Raw genomic sequence first — 21,351 nt, 5'->3', positions numbered from 1 at the left:
GGCCCCGCCCTCGTCGCGAAAGCCCTCCGCCGTGTCCGCTCCCGCCCTGCCGGGTGGGCGGGGAGGCGGGAGGTGCCACCGGGCCGGAGAGCTCCGGGCAGCCTTGAAGGCTATACCCGGGCTATGTGCTCCGTCCAGCGGCCGCCGCGATCCGGCGGTTCCCCCCGCCTCCGCCGTCAGCGGACGCGGACCGAGAGGCAGGTGACGCAGCCCTCGAGCTTCTCGAACTCCGAGACGTCCACGGTGAGGACGCGGTAGCCCAGGCTCCGCAGCAGCTCGGCGCTCCGGGGAGCGGAGGCGGCCATCAGGAGGGTGTCGTCGTCGAGGACGACCACGTGGGCGCCCGGCTCCTCGGGCATCGGCAGAAAGGAGGGGAACAGGCGCGGCTCGTCGACGACCGGCTCCCAGCCGATGACCGTGCCGTCGGGCAGCGCGGTCACGGCACTCTTGAGGTGCAGCACCTTCGTCAGCGGGACCGCGACGACGTCGTACCCGCGGGGCCGGAGGATCGCGCGCAGCTGGGCGACCCCCGCGGCGTCGGTCCGGCCTCCGCGGCCGACGTAGACCGTCGATCCCACCTTGAGGACGTCGCCGCCGTCGAGCGTGCCCGGCTCCTCGATGCGGTCGACCGTCAGGCCGAGGGCGCGGACGGCCTCCTCGGCGCCTGCCGTCTCTCCGCGGCGGGACTCCGCTCCGGACCGGGCGATCACGGCGTGGTCACCGAAGACGACGACCGCGTCCTCGAGGAAGACGGAGTCGGCGAGTCCGGGCGCCGGTGCGGCCTCGACCGTCTCCCAGCCGGCCCGCTCGAGCAGGTCGACGTACGCCTCCCACTGCTGCTGGGCGCGCTGCTGGTCGACGGGGACGCGCTCGAGGTGGGTGAGCTCGCCCGCCGAGAGGTCGGCGGCCGGGGCCCGGACGATCGCGATGCGGCGGTCGGTGACGACGGCGGCCGCAGCGCCCGTGGTGCGGAGGCGATTCCAGAGCGTGTGGCCGACGCTCGCTGCCGAGACGGTGAACGCGAGCAGGAAGACGAGGTTGAGTCCGGCGAAGGTCTGGAAGATGGAGGCCCAGACGGCGCCCGTGACGGCCTCGCCGGTGGCGCTGGCTTGGACTAGCGTGCCGAACACGGCTCCGACCACGCCCGCGACGAGTCCCGCGAGGGCGGCGCTCCAGGTGCGTCCGAGCGTCCCCGCGACGGCGAGGACGAGGACGACCACGAAGCCGAGCACGCTCGAGAGCAGGAAGTAGGCGTTGACCTGCGGGATGGAGCCGGGCTGCAGCTGGTTGCCGATGAAGAAGGCCAGCAGGTTGGCGAGGTGCGCCACGAGCGCGGTCGCCGCGGCGGCGAGCAGCGCGACGAGGATCCGGCGGCCCGTCCCGGGCGCGCGGTCCCGGTTCGGGGCGGTGGTGGTCGCTGCGGTCGGGGTGTCGGGAGTGGACGCGGGCGTCGAGTCGGAAGGCACCCGGCGACCCTACGCGCCCCCGCCCGCGCCTCGCCTGTCGATCCCCTAGCAGCCCCCTAAGAGCCGCCCACCGCAAAGCAGAGCACTTTCAGCGGGAATCGCGTGCCAAGCGATTCACGCGGTCGGCGACGCTACCCGCTCTACGGAACGCACCCCGTCGCGAAGCCGACCGCGCCCCGCCGCGCAGGGAGCGGCGGGGAAGACGAACACGCCGAGGCAGAGCCGACTCAGCGGGAATCGCGTGCCAAGCGATTCACGCGGTCGGCGACGCACCCCGCTCCACGGAACGCACCCCGTCGCGAAGCCGACCGCGCCCCGCCGCGCAGGGAGCGGCGGGGAAGACGAGCACCGCAAGGCAGAGCCGGTTCAGCGGGAATCGCGTGCCAAGCGATTCCCGCGACCGGCGACGCACCCCGCTCCACGGAACGCACCCCGTCGCCGAGCCGACCGCGCCCCGCCGCGCAAGGAGCGGCGGGGAAGACAAGCACCTGAGTGACGGGCGCGGAGCGCCCGTCACTCAGTGGAAGAAGTGCCGCTCCCCCGTCGTGTACATCGTGACGCCGGCGCGGGCGGCCGCGTCGATGACCTCGGCGTCGCGGACGGACCCGCCGGGCTGGACGACGGCCTTCACGCCGGCGGCGAGGAGCACCTCGAGGCCGTCAGCGAAGGGGAAGAACGCGTCGGAGGCCGCGACGGAGCCGGCGGCGCGGTCGCCAGCGCGGGTGACGGCGAGGTGGCAGGAGTCGACGCGGTTGACCTGGCCCATGCCGACGCCGACGGAGGCGCCGCCCTTGGCGAGGAGGATCGCGTTCGACTTGACGGCGCGGCAGGCCTTCCACGCGAACTCGAGGTCGAGCATCGTGTCGGCGTCGGCGGGCTCGCCGGCGACGAGCTGCCAGCCGGAGCTGACCTCGCCGGGGCCGCCGATGAAGCGGTCCGGCTCCTGCAGCAGCAGGCCGCCGGAGATCTGCTTGAACTCGCGCTCGACGGGGGCGTAGAAGGCGGGGAGCTGCAGCAGGCGCAGGTTCTTCTTGGTCTTCAGCACCTCGAGCGCCTCGGGCTCGAAGCCGGGGGCGACGAGCACCTCGGTGAAGATCTCCTTCACCGTCTCGGCCATGGCGAGGGTGACGGGCCGGTTCGCGGCGATGACGCCGCCGAAGGCCGACACCGGGTCGCACTCGTGGGCGCGGCGGTGGGCGGAGGCGATGGGGTCGATCGCCTTCGAGCTCGCGATCGCGATGCCGCACGGGTTCGCGTGCTTGATGATCGCGACGGCGGGCAGTACGAAGTCGTACGCCGCGCGGACGGCCGCGTCGGCGTCGACGTAGTTGTTGTAGGACATCTCCTTGCCGTGCAGCTGCGTCGCCTGCGCGATGCCGGTGCCGTCGGGCGAGACGTAGAGGGCCGCCTTCTGGTGCGAGTTCTCGCCGTAGCGGAGGACCTGCTGCAGGGTCCCGCGGATCTCGACCGAGCCCTCGACGCCCTCGGCCGCCTCCTGCCCGGCGAACCAGGCGGCGACGGCGGAGTCGTAGGAGGCGGTGTGCGCGAAGGCGCGGGCCGCCAGGGTGCGGCGCGCGGCGAGCGTCGTGCCGCCGTCGGCGAGGGCGGTCGCGATCCCGGAGTAGTCGGCCGGATCGACGACGATCGCGACGTTCGCGTGGTTCTTCGCGGAGGCGCGGACGAGGGCCGGGCCCCCGATGTCGATGTTCTCGACCACGGTCGCCGCGTCGGCGCCGCCGGCAACGGTCTCGCGGAACGGGTACAGGTTCACCACGACCAGCTCGAACGCGGCGATGTCGAGCTGCTCCAGCTGCTCGCGGTGCGAGGCGAGCCTCAGGTCGGCGAGGATGCCCGCGTGCACGGCCGGGTGCAGCGTCTTCACGCGGCCGTCGAGCGACTCCGGGAACCCGGTGACGGCCGAGACGTCGGTGACCTCGTGGCCGGCGCCGCGGAGGGTCGCTGCGGTCGAGCCGGTGGAGACGAGCTCGACGCCGGCCGCGGCGAGCGCCGCTCCGAGCTCGAGCAGGCCGGTCTTGTCGCTGACCGAGATCAGCGCCCGGCGGACGGGGACCCGGTCGCGGTCGTCGTAGCTGCTGGGGTCGTGGGCGGTGATGCTCATGCGCGGGCGAGCTCCTCGAGGTCGACGGTTCCGTGGGCGATGTCGAGCACCGTCTGCACCAGCAGGCGACGCTCGATGGTCTTGATGCGCTCGTGCAGCGCGTCCTCGCTCTCGCCGGGGAGCACGGCGAGGCTCTCCTGGGCGATGACGGGTCCCGTGTCGACGCCGGTGTCGATCACGTGCACGGTGACGCCGGTCTCGGTCGCGCCGGCGGCGAGGGCGTCGCGGACGGCGTGGGCGCCGGGGAAGAGGGGCAGCAGGGCGGGATGCGTGTTGATCATCCGCGGGCTGAGCGCGTCCACCACCACGGGCGGCAGGATGCGCATGAAGCCCGCGCAGACGACGAGGTCGGGCTCCCACTCCCGGATGCGCCCGAGCAGGGCGGCGCCCCACTCGTCGCGGGAGGAGAAGTCGCGCGGCGCGACCGTGAAGGCGGGGACTCCGCGCTCCTCGGCGTGGCGGAAGCCCTCGGCGTCGGTGTCGCTGCCGACCGCGACGATGCGGGCGGGGAAGCCCTCGTCGCCGGTGGCGTCCAGCAGGGCGCGGAGGTTCGATCCGCCGCCGGAGAGGAGCACGACCAACTTCAGCACTGCGCAAGTCTAGGGGGACGCCTCCGCCGGCGTCAGCCGCGTCGGCTGCGGCCCGCGGCGAGGCCCAGGCCCGCGGCCAGCGCGAGCTCGAGGGCGGCGACCGCCCCGACGACGAGCGGGTCCGGGCCCACCTGGGCGAGCCGCCCGGGCCCGGCGGCGCCCGCCGAGAACCAGGCGAGGAGCCCGAGCAGCAGGCCGCCGACCACGCCGATCCCGCCGGCCGCGGCCGCGCCCCAGCGCAGAAGCGAGCGTCCGTCGAGCGCCTCGATCACGCCGCGCCGCAGCCGCCATCCCGCGGCGAACCCGGCGAGCAGCGGCACGAGCAGCCCGAGGAATCCGAAGGCCGAGTCCCCTGCGGGCAGTGCGGCGAGGACCGGGATCGACGGGATCGGTCCGAGCAGCGTCCCGGCCGCGCTCACGGAGGAGCCGGTGCCGAGGGCGAAGCCCGGGCCGATCAGCCAGCTCGCCGCCCAGATCACCAGGTTCGGGAGGAACGCCAGCTGCCCGAGAGTGAGGGCCAGGCCGCCGAGCGCCTCGGCGCCGAGGCTCTCGTAGAGCGCGACGACCGAGGTGTAGTGCACGACCAGCAGCACGGCGACGAGCACCGCCGCGACTCCGACCACGCCGGCCGCGGCGAGCGCTCCCCCGCGCAGCGACGCGAGGACGAGCCCGGGCCCCGGCGCGGGGACGCGGTCGAGCGCGGAGGCGGCCAGCTCGCCGAGGGGGTCGGCCTCGTCGCTGCGGGCGGAGTGGAGCGCTGCTCCGACGAGCACCCCCAGCGCGAAGACGAGCGGCGGCAGCAGCGTCCCCTGCAGGGGATCGACGGTGGCGGCCGGGTCCGCGGATCCGAGCGAGACCAGGAGCGCGATCGCCAGGTAGGTCGCGATCGCGACGAGGACGCCGATGGCCCGGAACGGCGACTCCTGGGCGCGGCGGCCAGTGCGCGCGCCGAGCAGCACGGTGAGGAGTGCGAAGGCCAGCGGAGCGATCGTCACCGGGAAGGCGTCCGCGCCTCCGGGCAGCGCGACGGCGAGGGCGGAGTCGGGGGCCAGCGCCGCCTGCAGGTCGGCCCCGTGGCCGAGCAGCCAGGCGTCGGCGGCGACCCGCCAGAACACGCCGAAGTCGACCGTCGTGTCGTACTGCACGGCCCAGAGGACGGTCAGCGGGACGAGCGGGATCGCGATCCCGATCAGCGCCGACAGCGCGGCGTCGAAGGCGGCGAGGAGGGCGACGGTGATCCGGTTCATGGGCCTGACGAGCCTAGCGGCGGCGCGCTCGGAGGCGGGTCAGGGGCGCGCCGCCCGGCCCTCTAGTGTCGGAGCCATGACGGGGACCTCGGACGCACGGACGGAGCGCGGCCTGGACCGCCTCGTGAACTTCTCCGACGCCGTCGTCGCCATCGCCATCACGTTCCTCGTCCTCCCCCTGGTCGACGTGGTCGAGGAGGGCCGCGCGGCCGATCTGGGGTCCCTCCTCACCGGTCACTACGGCACCCTCTCCGCCTTCTTCATCACGTTCGCCGTGATCGGACGGCTCTGAGCGGTCCACCACTCCGTCTTCGAGGGCGTGGCCCGGTACTCGCCCGCGCTCGTCGTCGCGAACTTCGTCTGGCTGGCCGCGGTCGTCCTGCTCCCCTTCGCGGCGAACCTGATCTCGAACGTGCTCGACACCGACGGCAGCGTCATCGCGCTCTACATCGGCACGATGATCGCGGCGAGCGCGGCGACCCTCGCGATGCAGCTCATCGTGCGCCGCGATCCGGATCTCCTGGCCCCGGGGGCGGAGCCGCGGCGCTCCCTCTCAGGTCGCTGATCGTGATCGGCGTCCTCCTCGCGGCCCTCGTGCTCGCCGTCGCGGTGCCGGCCGTCAACATGTTCGCGCTCCTGCTGCTCCTGCTCTCGGGTCCGATCGAGCGCCTGGTGCACCGCGGGCGCCCCGGGGGACGCGCGGCCCACCGCCGGACGGAGCGCGGGCTCGACCGGCTCGTCAACTTCTCGGACGCGACCGCCGCCATCGCCATCACCGTCCTCGTCCTGCCGCTGGTGCAGCTGGCTCCCGAGGTCGCCCGGGAGGGCGGCGGAGTCCCGGCGCTGCTCGCGGAGCACCTGGACTCGGTCCTCGCCTTCGCGCTCTCCTTCGCGGTCATCGCCGTCTTCTGGATCCCCCACCACCGCGTCTTCGAGATCGCCGGGGACTACGACGGCGCCCTGGTATGGCTGGACCTGCTCTGGCTGGCCGCGCTGGCGTTCTTCCCGTTCTCGACGAGCGCGCTGGCGCTGTTCCCGGACTCCCGGGCGACGATCGGGCTCTACATCGGCACGATGGCCGCGATGAGCGGGGCGCTGGTCCTGATCGAGCTGCGCCTCTCCCGGCACCCGGAGCTCAGGCGGCCCGGCGCAGGGCCCCTGCCGCTCGCGCCCGCCCTGCTGCCCTTCGCGCTGCTCCTCGTCGCACTGGCGCTGGCGCTGCTGGTCCCGTCGGTCGGGCTCTGGTGGCTGCTCCTGCTCCTGCTGCAGCGGCCCGTCCGGGCACTGCTCGCGCGGCGCTGATCCTCAGGCGCCGGGCGTCCAGCCCAGCTGCGGGGCGATGCGCTCGGCGACGGCGCGCAGGATGCGCCGGTGCGACTCCACCCCGCCGACCGCCGGGAGCGTCACCGTGAGCGCGTCCGCCTCCGCGAGCGCCGGATCCGCGGCGAGCGATGCGACGATCCGCTCCGGGCTCCCGACATGGAGGGGGCTGAAGCGCATCGGCGCGGCGATGATCGACCGGTCGGCCGTGCGGGGGCGGCCCTCGTCGTCCATCCGCGCGAGGTAGCCCTCGATGAAGGGGCGGTGCGCCTCCTCGTCGGCGGCGTCGAGCAGCGGCAGCACGATCCGGCCCGCCGTCACCCTCGACGTGCGCCCCGGGTGCGCGGCGGTGAAGGCCTCGCGGTAGGCGCGGATCTGCACCGCCTGCTGCTCGGCGAACGGCAGGCCCGTCTCCTCGGTGTTGAGCGTGGACACCTGCAGGTGCATGCCCTGCTCGCCTGCCCGGACCGCGGAGGACACCGTTCCCGCCCCGTACCAGAGCCGGTCGGCGAGGCCGGGCGCGTGCGGCTGCTGAACCAGCGGAGCGCCGACCGGGACCGACATCAGGGCCGACTCCGCGACGCCGAGCACGGCGCCCGAGAGCGCCTCGCGGAGTCGCGCGATGCGCTCCTGCGCCTCCTCGCGGAAGTCGCGCTCGGCCTGCCCGAACACCCCGTCGAAGACGGAGGAGAGATGCGCGAAGCCGCTGCTGACGCCGAGGTCGAGGCGTCCGCCCGAGAGCAGGTCCACGGTCGCGGCGTCCTCGGCGAGGCGCACGGGCGACTCGTAGCGGGCGCCGATGACCGCGGTCCCGAGGCGGAGGCGGCGGGTCCGCTGGGAGGCGGCCGCGAAGAAGGTCATCGGAGACGCGAGGTAGCGCTCGAAGTGCCGCACGCGGACCCAGCCGGTGCCGTAGCCGAGATCCTCGGCGAGCTCGAGCAGGGCCAGCCCGTCCTCGAGGCTCCGCGCGGCGTCGCCGGGCTGCTCGGGGCCCTCCGGGTACGGCACGAAGGTCAGCAGGTCGAGTCCGAGGCGGCGGGTCACGCTGCGACGCTACTCCGGCCGGACCCGCCCCGACGACGGAACGGACGGCGCCGCCCGCCGGAGCAGGGGCACCGTCCGTTCCGACGGTGGTGCGGGGAGGACGGGCGCTAGAGCGCCGCGTAGACCTCGCGGAGCAGGGCGGCCGTCTCGGAGGGCGTCTTGCCGACCTTCACGCCCGCGGCCTCGAGGGCCTCCTTCTTGGCCTGCGCGGTGCCGGCCGAGCCGGAGACGATGGCGCCGGCGTGGCCCATCGTCTTGCCCTCGGGGGCGGTGAAGCCCGCGACGTAGCCGACGACGGGCTTCGTGACGTTCGCCTTGATGAAGTCCGCGGCGCGCTCCTCGGCGTCGCCGCCGATCTCGCCGATCATCACGATCGCCTTCGTCTCGGGGTCGGCCTCGAACGCGGCGAGCGCGTCGATGTGCGTCGTGCCGATGATCGGGTCGCCGCCGATGCCGATGGCGGTCGAGAAGCCGAGGTCGCGCAGCTCGTACATCATCTGGTAGGTCAGGGTGCCCGACTTCGAGACGAGGCCGATCGGGCCCTTGCCGGTGATCGTCGCGGGGGTGATGCCCACGAGCGACTCGCCCGGCGTGATGATGCCGGGGCAGTTGGGGCCGATGATCCGCGTCTTGTTCCCCTTCTCCTGCGCGTACGCCCAGAACTCCGCGGAGTCCTGCACCGGTATGCCCTCGGTGATGACGACGAGGAGGCCGATCTCGGCGTCGATCGCCTCGATGACGGCGTCCTTCGAGAAGGCGGGCGGCACGAACGCGATGGAGACGTCGGCGCCGGTGGCCTCCATCGCCTCCTTCACGGTGCCGAAGACGGGGAGCTCGACGTCGCCGTGGGTGACGGTCGTGCCGGCCTTGCGGGCGTTGACGCCGCCGACCACGTTCGTGCCGGCCTTGAGCATCAGCGCGGTGTGCTTGGTGCCCTCGCCGCCGGTGATGCCCTGGACGATGACCTTGGAGTCCTTGGTGAGGAAGATCGACATGCTTGTTCTCTGATTCCTTGAGTCGTCGGGTCCGTTACGCGGCGGCGAGTTCGGCGGCCTTGTCGGCGCCCTCGTCCATGGTCGCGGCGAGCGTGATGAGCGGGTTGGCGGCGGCCTGGAGGATCGCGCGGCCCTCCTCGACCTTGTTGCCGTCGAGGCGGACGACGAGCGGCTTCGTGGCCGAGTCGCCGAGGATCTCGAGCGCCTGGAGGATGCCGTTGGCGACCGCGTCGCACGCGGTGATGCCGCCGAAGACGTTGACGAAGACGCTCTTGACCTGCTCGTCGCCGAGGATCACGTCGAGGCCGTTCGCCATCACTTGGGCGGAGGCTCCGCCGCCAATGTCGAGGAAGTTGGCCGGCTTCACGCCGTTGTGCCTCTCTCCGGCGTAGGCGACGACGTCGAGCGTCGACATGACCAGGCCCGCGCCGTTGCCGATGATGCCGACCTCGCCGTCGAGCTTCACGTAGTTGAGGTCGTTCTCCTTGGCCTTCGCCTCGAGCGGGTCGGCGGCGTCCTTGTCCTCGAGCGCGGCGTGGTCCGCGTGGCGGAAGCCGGCGTTCTCGTCGAGCGAGACCTTGCCGTCGAGCGCGACGATGTCGCCCTCCTCGGTGAGCACGAGCGGGTTCACCTCGACGAGCGTGGCGTCCTCGCCGGTGTAGACGTCGTAGAGCTTCACCAGGACGGGCGCGACCTTGGCGATCAGCTCCTCCGGGAACTTCGCCGCGCGGGCGATCTCCTCGGCCTTGGCCTGGTCGATGCCCTGGCCGGGGACGACCTCGACGCGCGCGAGGGCGTCGGGGCGCTCGACGGCGAGCTGCTCGATCTCCATGCCGCCCTCGTAGGAGGTGAGCGAGAGGTAGGAGCGGTTGGCCCGGTCCAGCAGCACCGAGAAGTAGAACTCGCGGTCGATGCGCGCACCGCCGGCGACCATGACGCGCTTGACGACGTGGCCCTTGATATCGAGGCCGAGGATCGACTGCGCCGCGGCGAACGCGTCCTCGGGGGTCTTCGCGACCTTCACGCCGCCCGCCTTGCCGCGGCCGCCGATCTTGACCTGCGCCTTGACGACGGTGACGCCGCCCAGCTTCTCCGCCGCGGCGCGCACCTCCTCCGGCGTGTCGGCGACGATGCCCGGGAGCACGGGGACGCCGTACTTCTCGAACAGATCACGGGCCTGGTATTCGAAGAGATCCACGCTGCATTCCCATTCCGCGCCGAGCGCGCTTGCGTTTCGAGTTCGAGGTGGCCCGGACGACGCCGGAGTCTCGGCACTGTCCCTGGGCCGCGCCGAGTCTACTCCGCACCCGCCGGGGGCTTCCCGTGCGGTCGCTCCGCGCCCGCCGGACGCCCGCCGGGGGCACCGGCTCCTCCTCCGCCGGCCGCTCCCGCGTAGCGTGGAGCCATGTCGTCGGCCTCCCGCACCCCGGACGTCTTCCGCGAGGGCGTGTTCCTGCTGGCGGGCGCGCGCGCGATCCTCCTCCAGATCGCGCACCCGGCGGTCGGGCAGGGCGTCGCCGACCACTCCGACTTCGTGCACCGGGCCGTGAACCGCCTGCACGGGACGCTCTCCTACCTCTACGTCCTGCACTACGGCACTCCCGAGGACGTGCGCGCCGTCCGCCGCCGCGTGAACAGGGCGCACGTGCCCGTGCGCGGCCCCGGCTACACGGCCTTCGACCCGGAGCTGCAGCGCTGGGTCGCGGCGACGCTCACCCAGTCGATGCTGCAGCTCTACGAGGGCGCCTTCGGTGCGCTGAGCAAGGAGGAGGCGGACGACATCGTGCGCCGCTCCGTCGTCGTCGGCGCGGCCCTGCAGATGCCCGCGGACCTCTGGCCCGACTCCCGCACCGCGTTCGACGCCTACTGGGAGCGGGAGCTGGAGCGCCTCGAGGTCACGCCCGCGGCCCGCCGGGTCGCCCACGACCTGCTGGGCCCGAGCATCGCCGCCTGGTACCTGCGCCCGCTCGGCCCCTACCTCCGCCTGATCACCGCCGGTCTGCTCCCGGCGGCGCTCCGCGAGCCCTTCGGCTTCCACTGGACCGCACGGCAGGAGGCGCGGTTCGAGCGGGCGCTCTCGCGCACCTTCGCCGTCTACCGCCTGCTTCCCGCGATCGTGAGGACGGCGCCCAGCCGCTACTACCTCGCCCGGGTCCGACGCGACGCTCAGAAGCCGGCCACGACCTCCCAGCCCGCGTAGGCGGCGAGCTCCAGCCCGAGCGCCTGCGCGGCCGCACGCGCCTCGTCGATCCCGCGCTCGTCGCGCACGTCGACGGTGACCGGCACGCTGTCGCCGAACCCCGCGATCTCGACCCGCGCGCTCGTCGGACCGCTGTAGAGCGGGACGTGCGCGTCCGCGGTCCGCGCGCCGACCACTCGCGAGCCGGTCGCCTCTGCGATCACCGCGAGGGCGAACGGAGCCGTCACCACCGCATCCGTGTAGAGCGTCGCCTCGCCGCGCATCGCGCCTCCCGTCGTCCGACCCGCGGGACCGGGCCGCAGCAGTCCGACTGTAGGCAGCCGCCCGCGCCTCCCGCACCCCCTTCCGCTCGGCGCCGGGATGCGCACTCCCCGCCCGTCCGTGCTGAACATCCGATGCGGATCGCTCGACGCGGCCTCTCGGCGGATCTACGGTGAAGCACCCGGCATCCGCCGCGGCGGTCAACGACGACTGGAGCCCTGATGAGCATCACCGAACCCCGCACGGCCGAGGCCCCCGCCGCTCCCCCGCCCGCCGCCGGCTTCGGCACCCTCTCCGTCGCGGCCATCCTGGCGGAGGCGGCGCGGCGCACCCCTGACACGATCGCCATCCGCGTCGGCGAGCAGGCCGTCGACTACGCGACCCTCTGGCGGCAGACCCGTGCCTACGCCGGAGCCCTGCGCGCCCAGGGGATCGGACCGGGCGACCGCGTGGCCCTGCTCGTCCCGAACGTCCCCGACTTCCCCCGCGGCTACTTCGCCGTCCTCGCGCTCGGCGCCGTGGTGGTCCCCGTGCACGCCCTGCTCAAGCACGACGAGATCGCCTACGTCCTGCGCGACTCCGGAGCCGTCGCGCTCGTGTGCGCCGCTCCGCTGCTCGCCGAGGGGGCCGCCGGAGCGGACCTCGCCGACGTTCCCGTGCTGAGCGTGATGGTGCCCGACGGCACCGCCTCGCCCCTCCCGCGCCTGGAGGACCTCGCCGCGGAGGCGACCCCGATCGACCGCTACGTGCCCCGCTCCCCCTCCGACACGGCGACGATCCTCTACACCAGCGGCACCACCGGCCGCCCGAAGGGGGCGGAGGGGACGCACTTCGCGATCGTCTCGCAGTCGGACGTGCTGCTGATGAACACGTTCGACCTGCACCGCGGCGACGTGGTGCTCGGGGCGCTGCCGCTCTTCCACACCTTCGGGCAGGTCTGCGCGATGAACACGGCCTTCCGCACCGCCGCGACGGTCGTCCTGGTGCCGAAGTTCGACGGCGACGCCGCGCTCGAGGCGATGATCGCCCACGGCTGCACGGTCTTCGAGGGCGTGCCCACGATGTACGTCGCCCTGCTCGACGCCGCGACCCGGCGCGAGGACCGGCCGCCGCTGCGCTACGCGGTCTCGGGAGGCGCCGCCCTGCCCGTCGCCGTGATCGAGCGCTTCCGCGAGGTGTTCGGCGTCGAGATCTACGAGGGCTACGGGCTCACCGAGACCTCCCCGGTCGCCACCTTCAACCACGTCGGAGTCCCGCCGCGGCCGGGCACGGTCGGCACGCCGATCTGGGGCGTCGAGGTCGAGGTCGCCCGCCCCGACGTGACCGACCGCGTCGAGCTGCTCCCCCGGGGCGAGCTCGGCGAGATCGTGGTGCGCGGGCACAACCTGATGAAGGGGTACCTCGGCAACCCGGCGGCGACCGCGGAGGCGGTGATCGACGGCTGGTTCCGCACCGGCGACCTGGGCACGAAGGACGAGGAGGACTACATCCGCATCCTCGACCGCACGAAGGACATGATCATCCGCAACGGCTACAACGTGTACCCGCGCGAGGTCGAGGAGGTGCTGATCGGGCACCCGGCCGTGCAGAACGCGGCGGTCTTCGGGATCCCGGATGAGCGCCACGGCCAGGAGGTGATGGCCGCGGTGATCCTCGCCCCGTCGGCGACCGCCACCGCGGAGGAGCTGATCGCCTACGCGAACGAGCATCTCGCCGCCTTCAAGTTCCCCCGCCGCGTCGAGTTCGTCGACGCCCTTCCGCTCGGGCCCAGCGGCAAGATCCTCAAGCGGGAGCTCGTCGCGCGCTACGCCGGCTGACCCCTTCCGCGAGATGCCACTCGGGTGAGCCCGCCACGGCGTGCCTCCCACTCGAGTGGAATCTCGCGGAAGGCGACCAGAGGGCACACGGGAAGGGACGGACGTCAGCCGAGCAGGGACCAGACGGTCCCGGCGAGGACGGTGCCGACCGCGGCGCCCGCGAGGACCTGAGCGGGGGTGTGCGCACCGAGGCGCACCCGCGACCAGAGCACCCAGAGGACGATGGGCACGCTGATCAGCAGGGAGAGCGGTCCGTAGGCGATCAGCACGACGACGGCGCAGGTGGCGACCACCGCCGCGTGCCCGGACAGCTTCCAGACCAGGTTGACCACGCCGACGGCGAGCACCACGGCCACCGTCACCACGCCGAACGTGGTCACCGCGGCAGGAGCGCCGAGCACGGCGAGCAGTACCAGGCCGGCCGCGATCGACACCAGCGCCAGCGCGATCGGCAGCGCCCGCTCGCGCCGGTCGGGCACGTGATGGTCGCCGTGGATCCGGCCGGTGCGCATCAGCAGGCGGATGACGAGGTAGGGCACCACGCCGACGAAGAGCGCCGCGAGCGCTCCCCAGGCGACGCCGAGCAGGGGCGGATCCGCGACGCGCGCGCCGACCACGACCGGCACGAGCACCGCGAGGACCGCCGGGGAGAACACCTCCGTCGCGAGCCGCGCGGCCGCCGATCCGGCCGCCACCGGACTAGATCTTCTCGATCGGCGCGACCTTGATCAGCAGCTTCTTCGCGCCCACCTGGTCGAAGAGCACGTGCGCGACGCGCTTCGAGCCCTCGCCCGTCACCGCGTTCACGCGCCCCTCACCGAAGTCGGTGTGCCGGATGCGGTCGCCCGCGATCAGCTCGAGGTCGCCGTTGTCGCGCACCATGCCGGTGATCCGGTTCGGGAACTCGCCCTTGGCCTTCGGCGCCGCGGCGAGCGCCTCCCGGAACTCGGTGTTCGATCGCGACTTGCCGAAGCCGGGCCGCTGAGCGTTCAGGGCCCGGGGCTGCGTGCCGCCGCGCGAGGTCGCCGCGCCGGGCGACTGGCGCCACTGGATCAGCTCTCCCGGGATCTCCTGCAGGAACCGGCTCGGCATCGCGACCGACGTCTCGCCGTACTGCGCGCGGGTCATCGCGAGCGAGAGGTAGAGGCGCTTGCGGGCCCGGGTGATCCCCACGTAGAACAGCCGCCGCTCCTCGGCCGGGCCGCCGGGCTCGTTCGCCGAGATGCGGTGCGGGAGCAGGTCCTCCTCGATGCCGGTGAGGAACACGGCGTCGTACTCGAGGCCCTTCGCCGTGTGCAGCGTCATCAGCGAGACGGTGCCGGAGTCGTCGTCGAGGTCGTCGGCCGCGGCGACCAGCGAGACCTCGGTGAGGAAGTCCACGAGCCCGCCGTCCGGGTTGTTGCGCGCGAACTCCTTGGTGACGGCGATGAGCTCGTCGACGTTCTCGGCGCGGGCCTCGTCCTGCGGGTCGCGGCTGGCGCGGAGCATGTCGAGGTAGCCGCTGCGGGTGAGGAGCGCCGTCAGCACCTCGTGCACCTTCGCCTCGCCGCCCTCCCGTGCGGGGTCGAGCATCAGCGCGCACTCGTCGAGGAGGGTCGCGAGGTCGACGATCGCCTTCGTCACCTTCGGGCCCATCCCGAGCGAGCCGGCGTTGCGCATCGCCTCCCGCAGGGTCACCGCGTTGGTGTCGGCGAACGACTGCAGCTGCGCCTCCGTCGCGGGGCCGATGCCCCGCTTCGGAGTGTTCATGATGCGCCGCAGCGCCAGCACGTCGGCCGGGTTCGCCACCGTGATCAGGTACGCCAGTGCGTCCTTGATCTCGGCGCGCTCGTAGAACTTCGTGCCGCCCAGGATCCGGTAGGGCAGCGCGGAGCGGATGAAGATCTCCTCCAGCGCGCGGGTCTGCGCGTTGGTGCGGTAGAAGACCGCGATCTCGTCGTAGCCGGTGCCCGCCGCGTGCAGGCGGGCGATCTCGTCGACCACGAACTGCGCCTCGTCGTGACCCGAGTACCCGGTGTAGCCGACGATCTTCTCCCCGTCGCCGCTGGAGGACCAGAGGTTCTTCGCGCGACGGTCGAAGTTGTTCGAGATGACGGCGTTGGCCGCCGAGAGGATGTTCTGCGTCGAGCGGTAGTTCTGCTCGAGCAGGATCACGCGGCAGCCCGGGAAGTCGCGCTCGAACTCGACGATGTTGCGGATGTCGGCGCCGCGGAACGCGTAGATCGACTGGTCCGAGTCGCCGACGACGGTGAGCGAGGCCCCCGGGATGGAGCCGTCGGCCGTGACCGGTCCGCGGTAGGGGCGGTCGAACTGCGCCGCGGCCATCGTCGCCGGCGGCACGGGCCGGGTCAGCTCGTGGATCAGCGAGTACTGGGCGTGGTTCGTGTCCTGGTACTCGTCGACCAGCACGTGGCGGAAGCGCCGCTGGTACTTCGCGGCGACGTGCGGGAAGGCGCGGAAGAGGTAGACGGTCTGCGCGATCAGGTCGTCGAAGTCGAACGCGTTCGCCCCCTCGAGCGCCCGCGAGTAGGCCCGGAAGACCTGGAGGAACATCTCCTCGTTCGGGTCGCTGAGGTTCGCGGTGCGGGCGTAGGAGTCGACGTCGGCGAGCTCGTTCTTGAGCTTGGAGATCTTCGCGGAGGCGCTCGCGACGGTGATCCCGAGCGAGTCGGCCTCGAGGTCCTTCACGATGCGCTTGAGCAGGGCGCGCTGATCGCCCGAGTCGTAGATCGTGAACGACTTTGTCATGCCGAAGTTCTCGGCCTCGCGGCGCAGGATCCGCACGCACGCGGAGTGGAAGGTCGAGATCCACATCCCCTCGGCGCTCTGCCCCACCAGCTTCTCGACGCGCTCGCGCATCTCGGCCGCGGCCTTGTTGGTGAACGTGATCGCGAGGATCTGGCTCGGCCAGGCCTCGCCGTTGCCCAGGAGGCTCGCGATGCGCCGGGTGAGGACGCTGGTCTTGCCCGAGCCCGCACCCGCGACGATGAGCAGCGCGTCTCCGCGGTACTCGACCGCCTCGCGCTGCTGGGGGTTCAGCCCCGCGACGAGCTGCTCGTGCGCCGGGTCGGTGCGGGGCGCGTCCCCGGGGCCGCCGGGGGGGCCGACGATGACCGGGGTGGCGCGGGAGTCGCTCGGATCGAAGAGGAAGCTCATGTCCCTCTGAGTGTAGATCGCCCCTCCGACACCGGGAGCGGTCAGGCGGTCCGCTGACGCGGCGCGGGCGAGGTGAGTGCCCCACCGACGTCCAGTCCGCGCCACGCGAGGGAGAAGCCGAGCACGGCGAGCGCCGACGTCGACACCGCCAGGAGCTGCAGGAGCGCGAAGGCGGTGAGGTCCTTCGTGTCGTCGGGGTAGTACTGGATGCCCTGGACGGCGAGAGCCGCGAGCAGCAGCACCACGATCACCGAGCACACCAGGAGCAACCGGTTCACCCCGCGCCGCGCGGGCCTCTTCGGCGCTCGGCCCACCTGGGCCCTGGTGGTCAGCCACGCGCAGGCGGCGGAGGCGGAGGCGAGCGCGACGAGGTCGGCCCCGAGGACGTCGCTCGCCCGGTGCCAGGAGGCGGCCATCGTCAGGTTGCCGACCAGCACCACGACCGCGCCGCCCAGCGCGAGCACGACGGTCCGCGCGCGCCCGGGGACGACCATCGCCAGGGCGAAGACCACCGAGACGGCCGCCGCGGTGTGCCCACTCGGGAAGCTGCCGCCGGTGTACCAGGAGTCGGTGTCGACCAGCTCGGGCCGCTCGAGGACCACGTTCTTGAGCAGCTGGGTGAGCCCGGCCGTGACGACGATCGAGCCGACGGAGGCGACGGCGAGCGCCGGGCGCCTCCGGATCAGTGCGATCGCCGCGACGAGCAGGGCGCCGACGACCATGGAGAGCGGGGTGACGTCCGCGAGCGCCCCCGCGGCGGCGCCGGTGGCGCGGCCGAAGACGAGGTCGGCGCCCCGGAGCCCCGAGTTCTCGACGCCCTGGCCCTGAGGGGTGAGCACGGCGAGCCAGTAGACGACGGCGACGCCGATCACGGCGAGGACGGCGGTGGTGATCCAGCGGCGGGTGATGCGCTCTCGGGTGGACACGGGGCCTCCTCTCGAGGGTCGGGCGGGCGGTGGTGAGCCGATGATGCCAGCGCAGCCTCCGCGTCCGCTCGGCACGCGCCGGAGGAGCGCCCGATCACGATCCGGGTTCAGCCGCGGAGCAGACGCTCCTGCTCGGCCGCCCGCGCCTCGATCGCCAGATCGGGCTGGTCGGCGAAGACGCCGTCCACTCCCGAGCGGAGGATCATCGCGAACTCCTCCTGCCAGCCGCCGTACTCCGCCGGGTCCTTCCCGCGGCGGTGCACCTTCTCGAGGAACCGGTTCTCGGCGCGCAGCGTCCAGCAGTAGACCTCGAGCCCGGCCGCGTGCGCGTCCTCGACGAGCGGACCGGTCCCCGTCGCCCGGCCGGCCGCGTCCCGCGAGAAGAGCATGCTCTTGTCGACGCTGATCCCGTCGACGGCTCCGGCGAGGTTCCGCAGTCCCGCCGGCGTGGTGAAGGCGGAGTAGGGGGCCGCGTCGGCGCCGTGGGCGGCCACGAGGTCGGGCGGGGCGCCGCGCGACTCGAGCAGGTAGATCCGGCGGGTGCCGACTCCGCTCACCGCGAGCCGCTCCAGCACGGTCTTCTCGAAGCTCTCGATCGTGAGCCGCTGGTCGCGCGGACCCCAGCCCGCGGCGGCGAGCTCCTCGCGCAGCAGCACGTCCAGCGGCAGCCCGATCCCGGCGAAGTACGTCGCGTGCTTGATCTCGGCGACGAGCCCCGGCGGAGCGAGCGGATCGTCCTCCGCCGCCCGGTCCAGCAGCGCCAGCAGCTCGCTGAAGCGCAGCAGCGGGAACTGGCCGTCGAACGTGGCGCTGGAGCTGCGCACCGCCGGCAGCCGCTCGCGGGCCCGCAGCTCCGACAGCTCGTCCCAGGTGAAGTCCTCGGTGAACCAGCCGGTGATCTCGCGGCCGTCGATCCGCTTGGTGGTGCGGCGTGCAGCGAACTCCGGGCGCTTCTCGACGTCCGTCGTGCCGGAGATCTCGTTCTCGTGGCGGAGGACGAGCACGCCGTCGCGGGTCGCCACCAGATCGGGCTCGAGCGCATCGGCGCCCAGCGCGATCGCCAGCTCGTAGGCGGAGCGGGTGTGCTCCGGTCGGTAGCCGCTCGCTCCGCGGTGGCCGATGACGAGCGGTGACTGACGCGCGGGCATGCCGCGATCCTACGGGCGGCACTGCGCGGCTCGCAGCGGAGTCGAGGTCCGCTCGAAGAGAACAGCCAGACTCTGAGAGGTGCTCTCAGATATGGTGGTGTCCATCGTCGCAGTCCTCTCGGATCCGCGGCGCACCCCGCACCCACAGCGACTCAGATCCGCGAGTTCCCTCGGAGACCAGCGCACCTGAGAGAAGAGGAACCATGGCAAGCAACAATCCGGCCTTCGGACGCCCGGAGTTCAGCAACCGCGGCTACGCCGGCCGCGTGCAGGACCTCCCGGACGTCTCCCCCGGCACGCTCGACCAGATGTACTCCCGTCCGGCCGCCGGCTCCGTCGAGACCGACCGGATGACCGTCGAGGACACCCTCGCCAAGACCGCCCTCGCCTTCGTCGTGCTCCTCGCGGGTGCGGCCGTCGGCTGGTTCGTCCCGGGCCTGATGCTCCCCGCCGTGCTCGTCGCGCTGGTGCTGGGCATCGTCAACGCCTTCAAGAAGCAGCCGTCGCCCGCCCTGATCCTCGGCTACGCCGCGACCCAGGGCATCGCGGTCGGCGCGATCTCGAAGTTCTTCGAGAGCGCGTACGCCGGAGCGGTCGTCCAGGCCCTCATGGCGACCGTCATCGTGATCGGCGTCACCCTGGCGCTGTTCATGAACGGCAAGATCCGCACCTCGCCGAAGCTCAACAAGATCTTCTTCATCGGCATGATCAGCTACGCGGTGTTCTCGCTGGTGAACCTGGGCCTCGGCCTCTTCGGCGTCGGCGGCGGCTTCGGCCTCCGCACCGGCTTCATCGGCATCGTGATCGGCCTCATCGCCGTCGCGCTCGCCACGTACTCGCTCGTGATGGACTTCGAGTTCATCCAGCAGGGCGTGCGCAACCGCCTCCCCCGCATCTACGGCTGGACCGGCGCCTACGGCATCCTGGTCACCGTCGTCTGGATGTACCTGGAGATCCTGCGCCTCGTCGCGATCTTCCGCGAGTAGCACGGCGCACCACGTCCGACGGGCGCTCGACCTCCGGGTCGGGCGCCCGTCGTCGTTCCCGGCCCCAGCGCCGTTCCCGGTGCACTGCCGGGAGCGCCTGGCACGATGGAGGGATGAGCGCCGCAGACTCCCGGATCGTCGGCCTCGACGTCGCACGCGGCCTGGCCGTCCTCGGCATGTTCGCCGCCCACCTCGCCCCGGTCGAGAGCGAGATGCTCTGGAACGGCCGCAGCTCCGTCCTCTTCGCCGTGCTGGCGGGAGTGTCGATCGGGCTGATGACGGGCGGAGCACAGCGCTCCTCGCGGCCCTGGCACGACACGGGATCGATCCTGCTCCGCGGGCTGTACCTGCTCGTCATCGGCGTCGCCCTCACCCTGCTCGGGACGCCGATCGCGGTGATCCTGCCGCACTACGGGGTGATGTTCCTCGTCGCGGCGCTGCTGCTCTTCCTGCCGCGGGCGGTCCTCGCCGTGCTGGTCGCGGCCGCGGCGATCGCCGGGCCCCTCGCGGTCGACGCGCTGACCAGCGCCGGCGGCTCCTGGCTCTCGACCCTGTCGCCCGACGAGGCGCTCCTGGCCGCGCAGCCCCTCATCTGGCTCACCCAGTACTACCCGGTGCCGTCGTGGCTGGCGTACGTGGTGCTCGGCCTCCTGATCGCGCGCTGCGACATCCGGTCCGCGACCACCCAGCGCTGGGTCGTCGTCGGCGGCGCCGTCTCGGCCGCGCTCGGCTACGGCGGCGGGCTGCTGCTCGGGGGTCCGGAGGCGGTGGAGGCGCACGCCAGCACCACCGCCGAGCTCCTCGGGGCGGGCGGGGTCGCCTGCGTGGTCCTCGGCGCGCTGACGGCTCTGCTGCAGCGGCTGCCGCTCCTGGCACGGGCGGCGACTCCGATCGCGGCCGTCGGTGCGATGCCGCTGACGATCTACTCGCTGCAGCTCGTGGCGCTGGCGGTGTATCTGGTCCCGTACGAGCCGTTCGACTTCGAGGCGTGGCGCAGCTGGACGCTGCTCGGCGTCTTCGTGGTCGGCTCGATCGTCGCCGCTCTCCTCTGGAGGCGGCTCGTGGGGCAGGGCCCGCTGGAGTGGCTCCTCGCGCGCGCGTCGCTGCGGCCTCGGGGTCCGCGTGCGGCGCTGGGTTAGGGTGGCCGGATGATCACGCGTCGCGAGGCCGCTCAGCGCCTCGACATCCCCCTCGAGATGGCGACGCGGCACGGCATCCCCACCCGTCTGTCGGAGGAGGAGCTCGCCGCCCTCGAGCAGGATCCGCCCGCCTGGCTCGTCCAGTCGCGCGCGAACCGCACCGGCAGGCGTCCCGTGTGGGTGACCCTCGACTGCGCCGTCTGCGGCCGCTCCGAGGCCGCCCGCCCGAAGAAGTGGTGGCCCGAGTTCACGTTCCTCGTCTGCGAGGACCACTCCCCCGCCTCCTGGCCGCACCACCCCGAGGGCCACCGCCGCGACGAGTACGACGGCATCGGCACCCGCTTCATCGGCGTGCTCGACACCCCCGCCTGACCCGCGCTCGCGCGCCTGCCGCCTCCGCCTGCACCACGGCCCCCGGACCAGCGCAGACCCGCGTTCCCCGACCACGCGGCAGAAGCCCGCCTCTCGATCGGCACCCCCGGAACGTCCCCGCAGGGCCTCGAACCCCTGACCGCCACTCGGTATGCCTCGCCAGGCACCGGTCACCCCTGACCGATCCCCCGGCCGCACCGCGGCCACCCGTTCCCTGAACAGCCACCTGAGCTCGTTCCCCGACCTGCACCCGGGAACGGCCCCGCAGGGGCTCGTTCCCCACTGCCTGCAACCAGGAACGGCCCCGCAGGGGCTCGTTCCGCACCCGCTCCCCTCAACAAGAAACGGCCCCCTTCGAAGGGAGCCGTTCCTGACGTTCCGCGGGTCTCCGCGCGGTCAGCTGCAAGGCGGAGAAGGGCGCGATACCGGAGGTATCGCAACCGCCGACAACGCCGCAGATGACCGTGCGGAGACCCGCGGAATCACTCCCACTCGATGGTGCCGGGGGGCTTGGACGTCACATCCAGCACCACCCGGTTCACGCCGCTCACCTCGTTGGTGATGC

At 72.8% G+C, this 21,351-nt stretch carries 21 protein-coding genes; 8 read left to right on the top strand and 13 right to left on the bottom strand.

The annotated features are described in order from the left end of the window. Positions 1-176: 176 nt before the first annotated feature. From ddaH to C5C33_RS16170, 4 genes are all read right to left on the bottom strand, one after another. On the bottom strand, positions 177-1,466 hold the full coding sequence (ddaH, locus tag C5C33_RS19160; RefSeq protein WP_104261614.1) for a dimethylargininase: 1,290 nt from the start codon (positions 1,464-1,466) through the stop codon (positions 177-179). 517 nt (positions 1,467-1,983) lie between these two features. Then, a complete protein-coding gene (gene purH, locus C5C33_RS16180) occupies positions 1,984-3,585 on the bottom strand; it encodes a bifunctional phosphoribosylaminoimidazolecarboxamide formyltransferase/IMP cyclohydrolase (RefSeq protein WP_104248131.1) in 1,602 nt (533 codons plus the stop codon). Beyond that, positions 3,582-4,175, bottom strand: coding sequence for a phosphoribosylglycinamide formyltransferase (gene purN, locus C5C33_RS16175; RefSeq protein WP_104224933.1), 594 nt, complete (start codon positions 4,173-4,175; stop codon positions 3,582-3,584). Before purN ends, purH begins: the two co-directional genes overlap by 4 nt. A 32-nt stretch (positions 4,176-4,207) precedes the next feature. Further along, the gene (locus C5C33_RS16170) at positions 4,208-5,422 is read right to left on the bottom strand and encodes a DUF6350 family protein (RefSeq protein WP_104227293.1); all 1,215 of its coding nucleotides are present in this window, start codon (positions 5,420-5,422) and stop codon (positions 4,208-4,210) included. A 76-nt stretch (positions 5,423-5,498) separates the two neighbouring features. Here C5C33_RS16170 and C5C33_RS16165 point away from each other — a divergent pair, with 76 nt between their 5' ends. From C5C33_RS16165 to C5C33_RS16155, 3 genes are read left to right on the top strand one after another with little or no spacing between them, the layout of a single operon-like run. Continuing rightward, the gene (locus C5C33_RS16165) at positions 5,499-5,714 is read left to right on the top strand and encodes a TMEM175 family protein (protein ID WP_181131418.1); all 216 of its coding nucleotides are present in this window, start codon (positions 5,499-5,501) and stop codon (positions 5,712-5,714) included. A gap of 27 nt (positions 5,715-5,741) precedes the next feature. Continuing rightward, on the top strand, positions 5,742-5,987 hold the full coding sequence (locus tag C5C33_RS16160; protein WP_104261612.1) for a hypothetical protein: 246 nt from the start codon (positions 5,742-5,744) through the stop codon (positions 5,985-5,987). 2 nt (positions 5,988-5,989) lie between these two features. Beyond that, positions 5,990-6,724 carry a TMEM175 family protein gene (locus tag C5C33_RS16155; protein WP_104261611.1) on the top strand — a complete coding sequence of 245 codons (735 nt, stop codon included), beginning with the start codon at positions 5,990-5,992 and terminating at the stop codon, positions 6,722-6,724. Positions 6,725-6,727: 3 nt separating this feature from the next. Here the strand turns inward: C5C33_RS16155 and C5C33_RS16150 are convergent, their stop codons facing one another. From C5C33_RS16150 to sucC, 3 genes are all read right to left on the bottom strand, one after another. Further along, positions 6,728-7,786 (bottom strand): LLM class flavin-dependent oxidoreductase, encoded by a 1,059-nt coding sequence (locus C5C33_RS16150; protein ID WP_104261610.1) that lies wholly within the window; start codon positions 7,784-7,786, stop codon positions 6,728-6,730. A gap of 107 nt (positions 7,787-7,893) precedes the next feature. Then, positions 7,894-8,781 carry a succinate--CoA ligase subunit alpha gene (sucD, locus tag C5C33_RS16145; RefSeq protein WP_104224929.1) on the bottom strand — a complete coding sequence of 296 codons (888 nt, stop codon included), beginning with the start codon at positions 8,779-8,781 and terminating at the stop codon, positions 7,894-7,896. A 34-nt stretch (positions 8,782-8,815) separates the two neighbouring features. Further along, complete coding sequence (sucC, locus tag C5C33_RS16140) at positions 8,816-9,979, bottom strand: ADP-forming succinate--CoA ligase subunit beta (protein WP_104224928.1); 1,164 nt, start codon at positions 9,977-9,979, stop codon at positions 8,816-8,818. A 207-nt stretch (positions 9,980-10,186) separates the two neighbouring features. On the opposite strand from sucC, the gene C5C33_RS16135 reads away from it, so the two are divergent. Further along, entirely contained in the window at positions 10,187-10,981 is a 795-nt protein-coding gene (locus tag C5C33_RS16135) for an oxygenase MpaB family protein (RefSeq protein ID WP_104261609.1), read from the top strand. Here the strand turns inward: C5C33_RS16135 and C5C33_RS16130 are convergent. After that, complete coding sequence (locus tag C5C33_RS16130) at positions 10,948-11,244, bottom strand: hypothetical protein (RefSeq protein WP_104224926.1); 297 nt, start codon at positions 11,242-11,244, stop codon at positions 10,948-10,950. The two genes, C5C33_RS16135 and C5C33_RS16130, sit on opposite strands and share 34 nt — an antisense overlap. 219 nt (positions 11,245-11,463) lie before the next feature. On the opposite strand from C5C33_RS16130, the gene C5C33_RS16125 reads away from it, so the two are divergent. Further along, on the top strand, positions 11,464-13,059 hold the full coding sequence (locus C5C33_RS16125) for a long-chain fatty acid--CoA ligase (protein WP_104261608.1): 1,596 nt from the start codon (positions 11,464-11,466) through the stop codon (positions 13,057-13,059). Positions 13,060-13,163: 104 nt separating this feature from the next. Here the strand turns inward: C5C33_RS16125 and C5C33_RS16120 are convergent, their stop codons facing one another. The 4 genes from C5C33_RS16120 to C5C33_RS16105 form a co-directional block, all read right to left on the bottom strand. Then, complete coding sequence (locus tag C5C33_RS16120) at positions 13,164-13,754, bottom strand: phosphatase PAP2 family protein (RefSeq protein ID WP_104227299.1); 591 nt, start codon at positions 13,752-13,754, stop codon at positions 13,164-13,166. A gap of 4 nt (positions 13,755-13,758) precedes the next feature. Further along, positions 13,759-16,215, bottom strand: coding sequence for an ATP-dependent helicase (locus C5C33_RS16115; RefSeq protein WP_104261607.1), 2,457 nt, complete (start codon positions 16,213-16,215; stop codon positions 13,759-13,761). Positions 16,216-16,256: 41 nt separating this feature from the next. Beyond that, complete coding sequence (locus tag C5C33_RS16110) at positions 16,257-17,141, bottom strand: phosphatase PAP2 family protein (protein WP_104261606.1); 885 nt, start codon at positions 17,139-17,141, stop codon at positions 16,257-16,259. 107 nt (positions 17,142-17,248) lie between these two features. Continuing rightward, complete coding sequence (locus C5C33_RS16105) at positions 17,249-18,289, bottom strand: glycerophosphodiester phosphodiesterase family protein (protein ID WP_104261605.1); 1,041 nt, start codon at positions 18,287-18,289, stop codon at positions 17,249-17,251. A 203-nt stretch (positions 18,290-18,492) separates the two neighbouring features. Here C5C33_RS16105 and C5C33_RS16100 point away from each other — a divergent pair, with 203 nt between their 5' ends. From C5C33_RS16100 to C5C33_RS16090, 3 genes are all read left to right on the top strand, one after another. Continuing rightward, entirely contained in the window at positions 18,493-19,275 is a 783-nt protein-coding gene (locus C5C33_RS16100; protein WP_104224741.1) for a Bax inhibitor-1/YccA family protein, read from the top strand. Positions 19,276-19,388: 113 nt separating this feature from the next. Beyond that, a complete protein-coding gene (locus C5C33_RS16095) occupies positions 19,389-20,414 on the top strand; it encodes a DUF418 domain-containing protein (RefSeq protein WP_104261604.1) in 1,026 nt (341 codons plus the stop codon). 9 nt (positions 20,415-20,423) lie between these two features. Then, positions 20,424-20,786 carry a DUF5997 family protein gene (locus tag C5C33_RS16090; RefSeq protein ID WP_104224739.1) on the top strand — a complete coding sequence of 121 codons (363 nt, stop codon included), beginning with the start codon at positions 20,424-20,426 and terminating at the stop codon, positions 20,784-20,786. A gap of 482 nt (positions 20,787-21,268) precedes the next feature. Here the strand turns inward: C5C33_RS16090 and C5C33_RS16085 are convergent. Next, positions 21,269-21,351: hypothetical protein (locus C5C33_RS16085; protein ID WP_146085806.1), on the bottom strand; the 83-nt coding region annotated here is incomplete at its 5' end.

Source organism: Rathayibacter sp. AY1H3, assembly GCF_002932015.1.
Note: the sequence above shows the minus strand (reverse complement) of the source record. Positions and strands in the feature narration are given on the sequence as shown.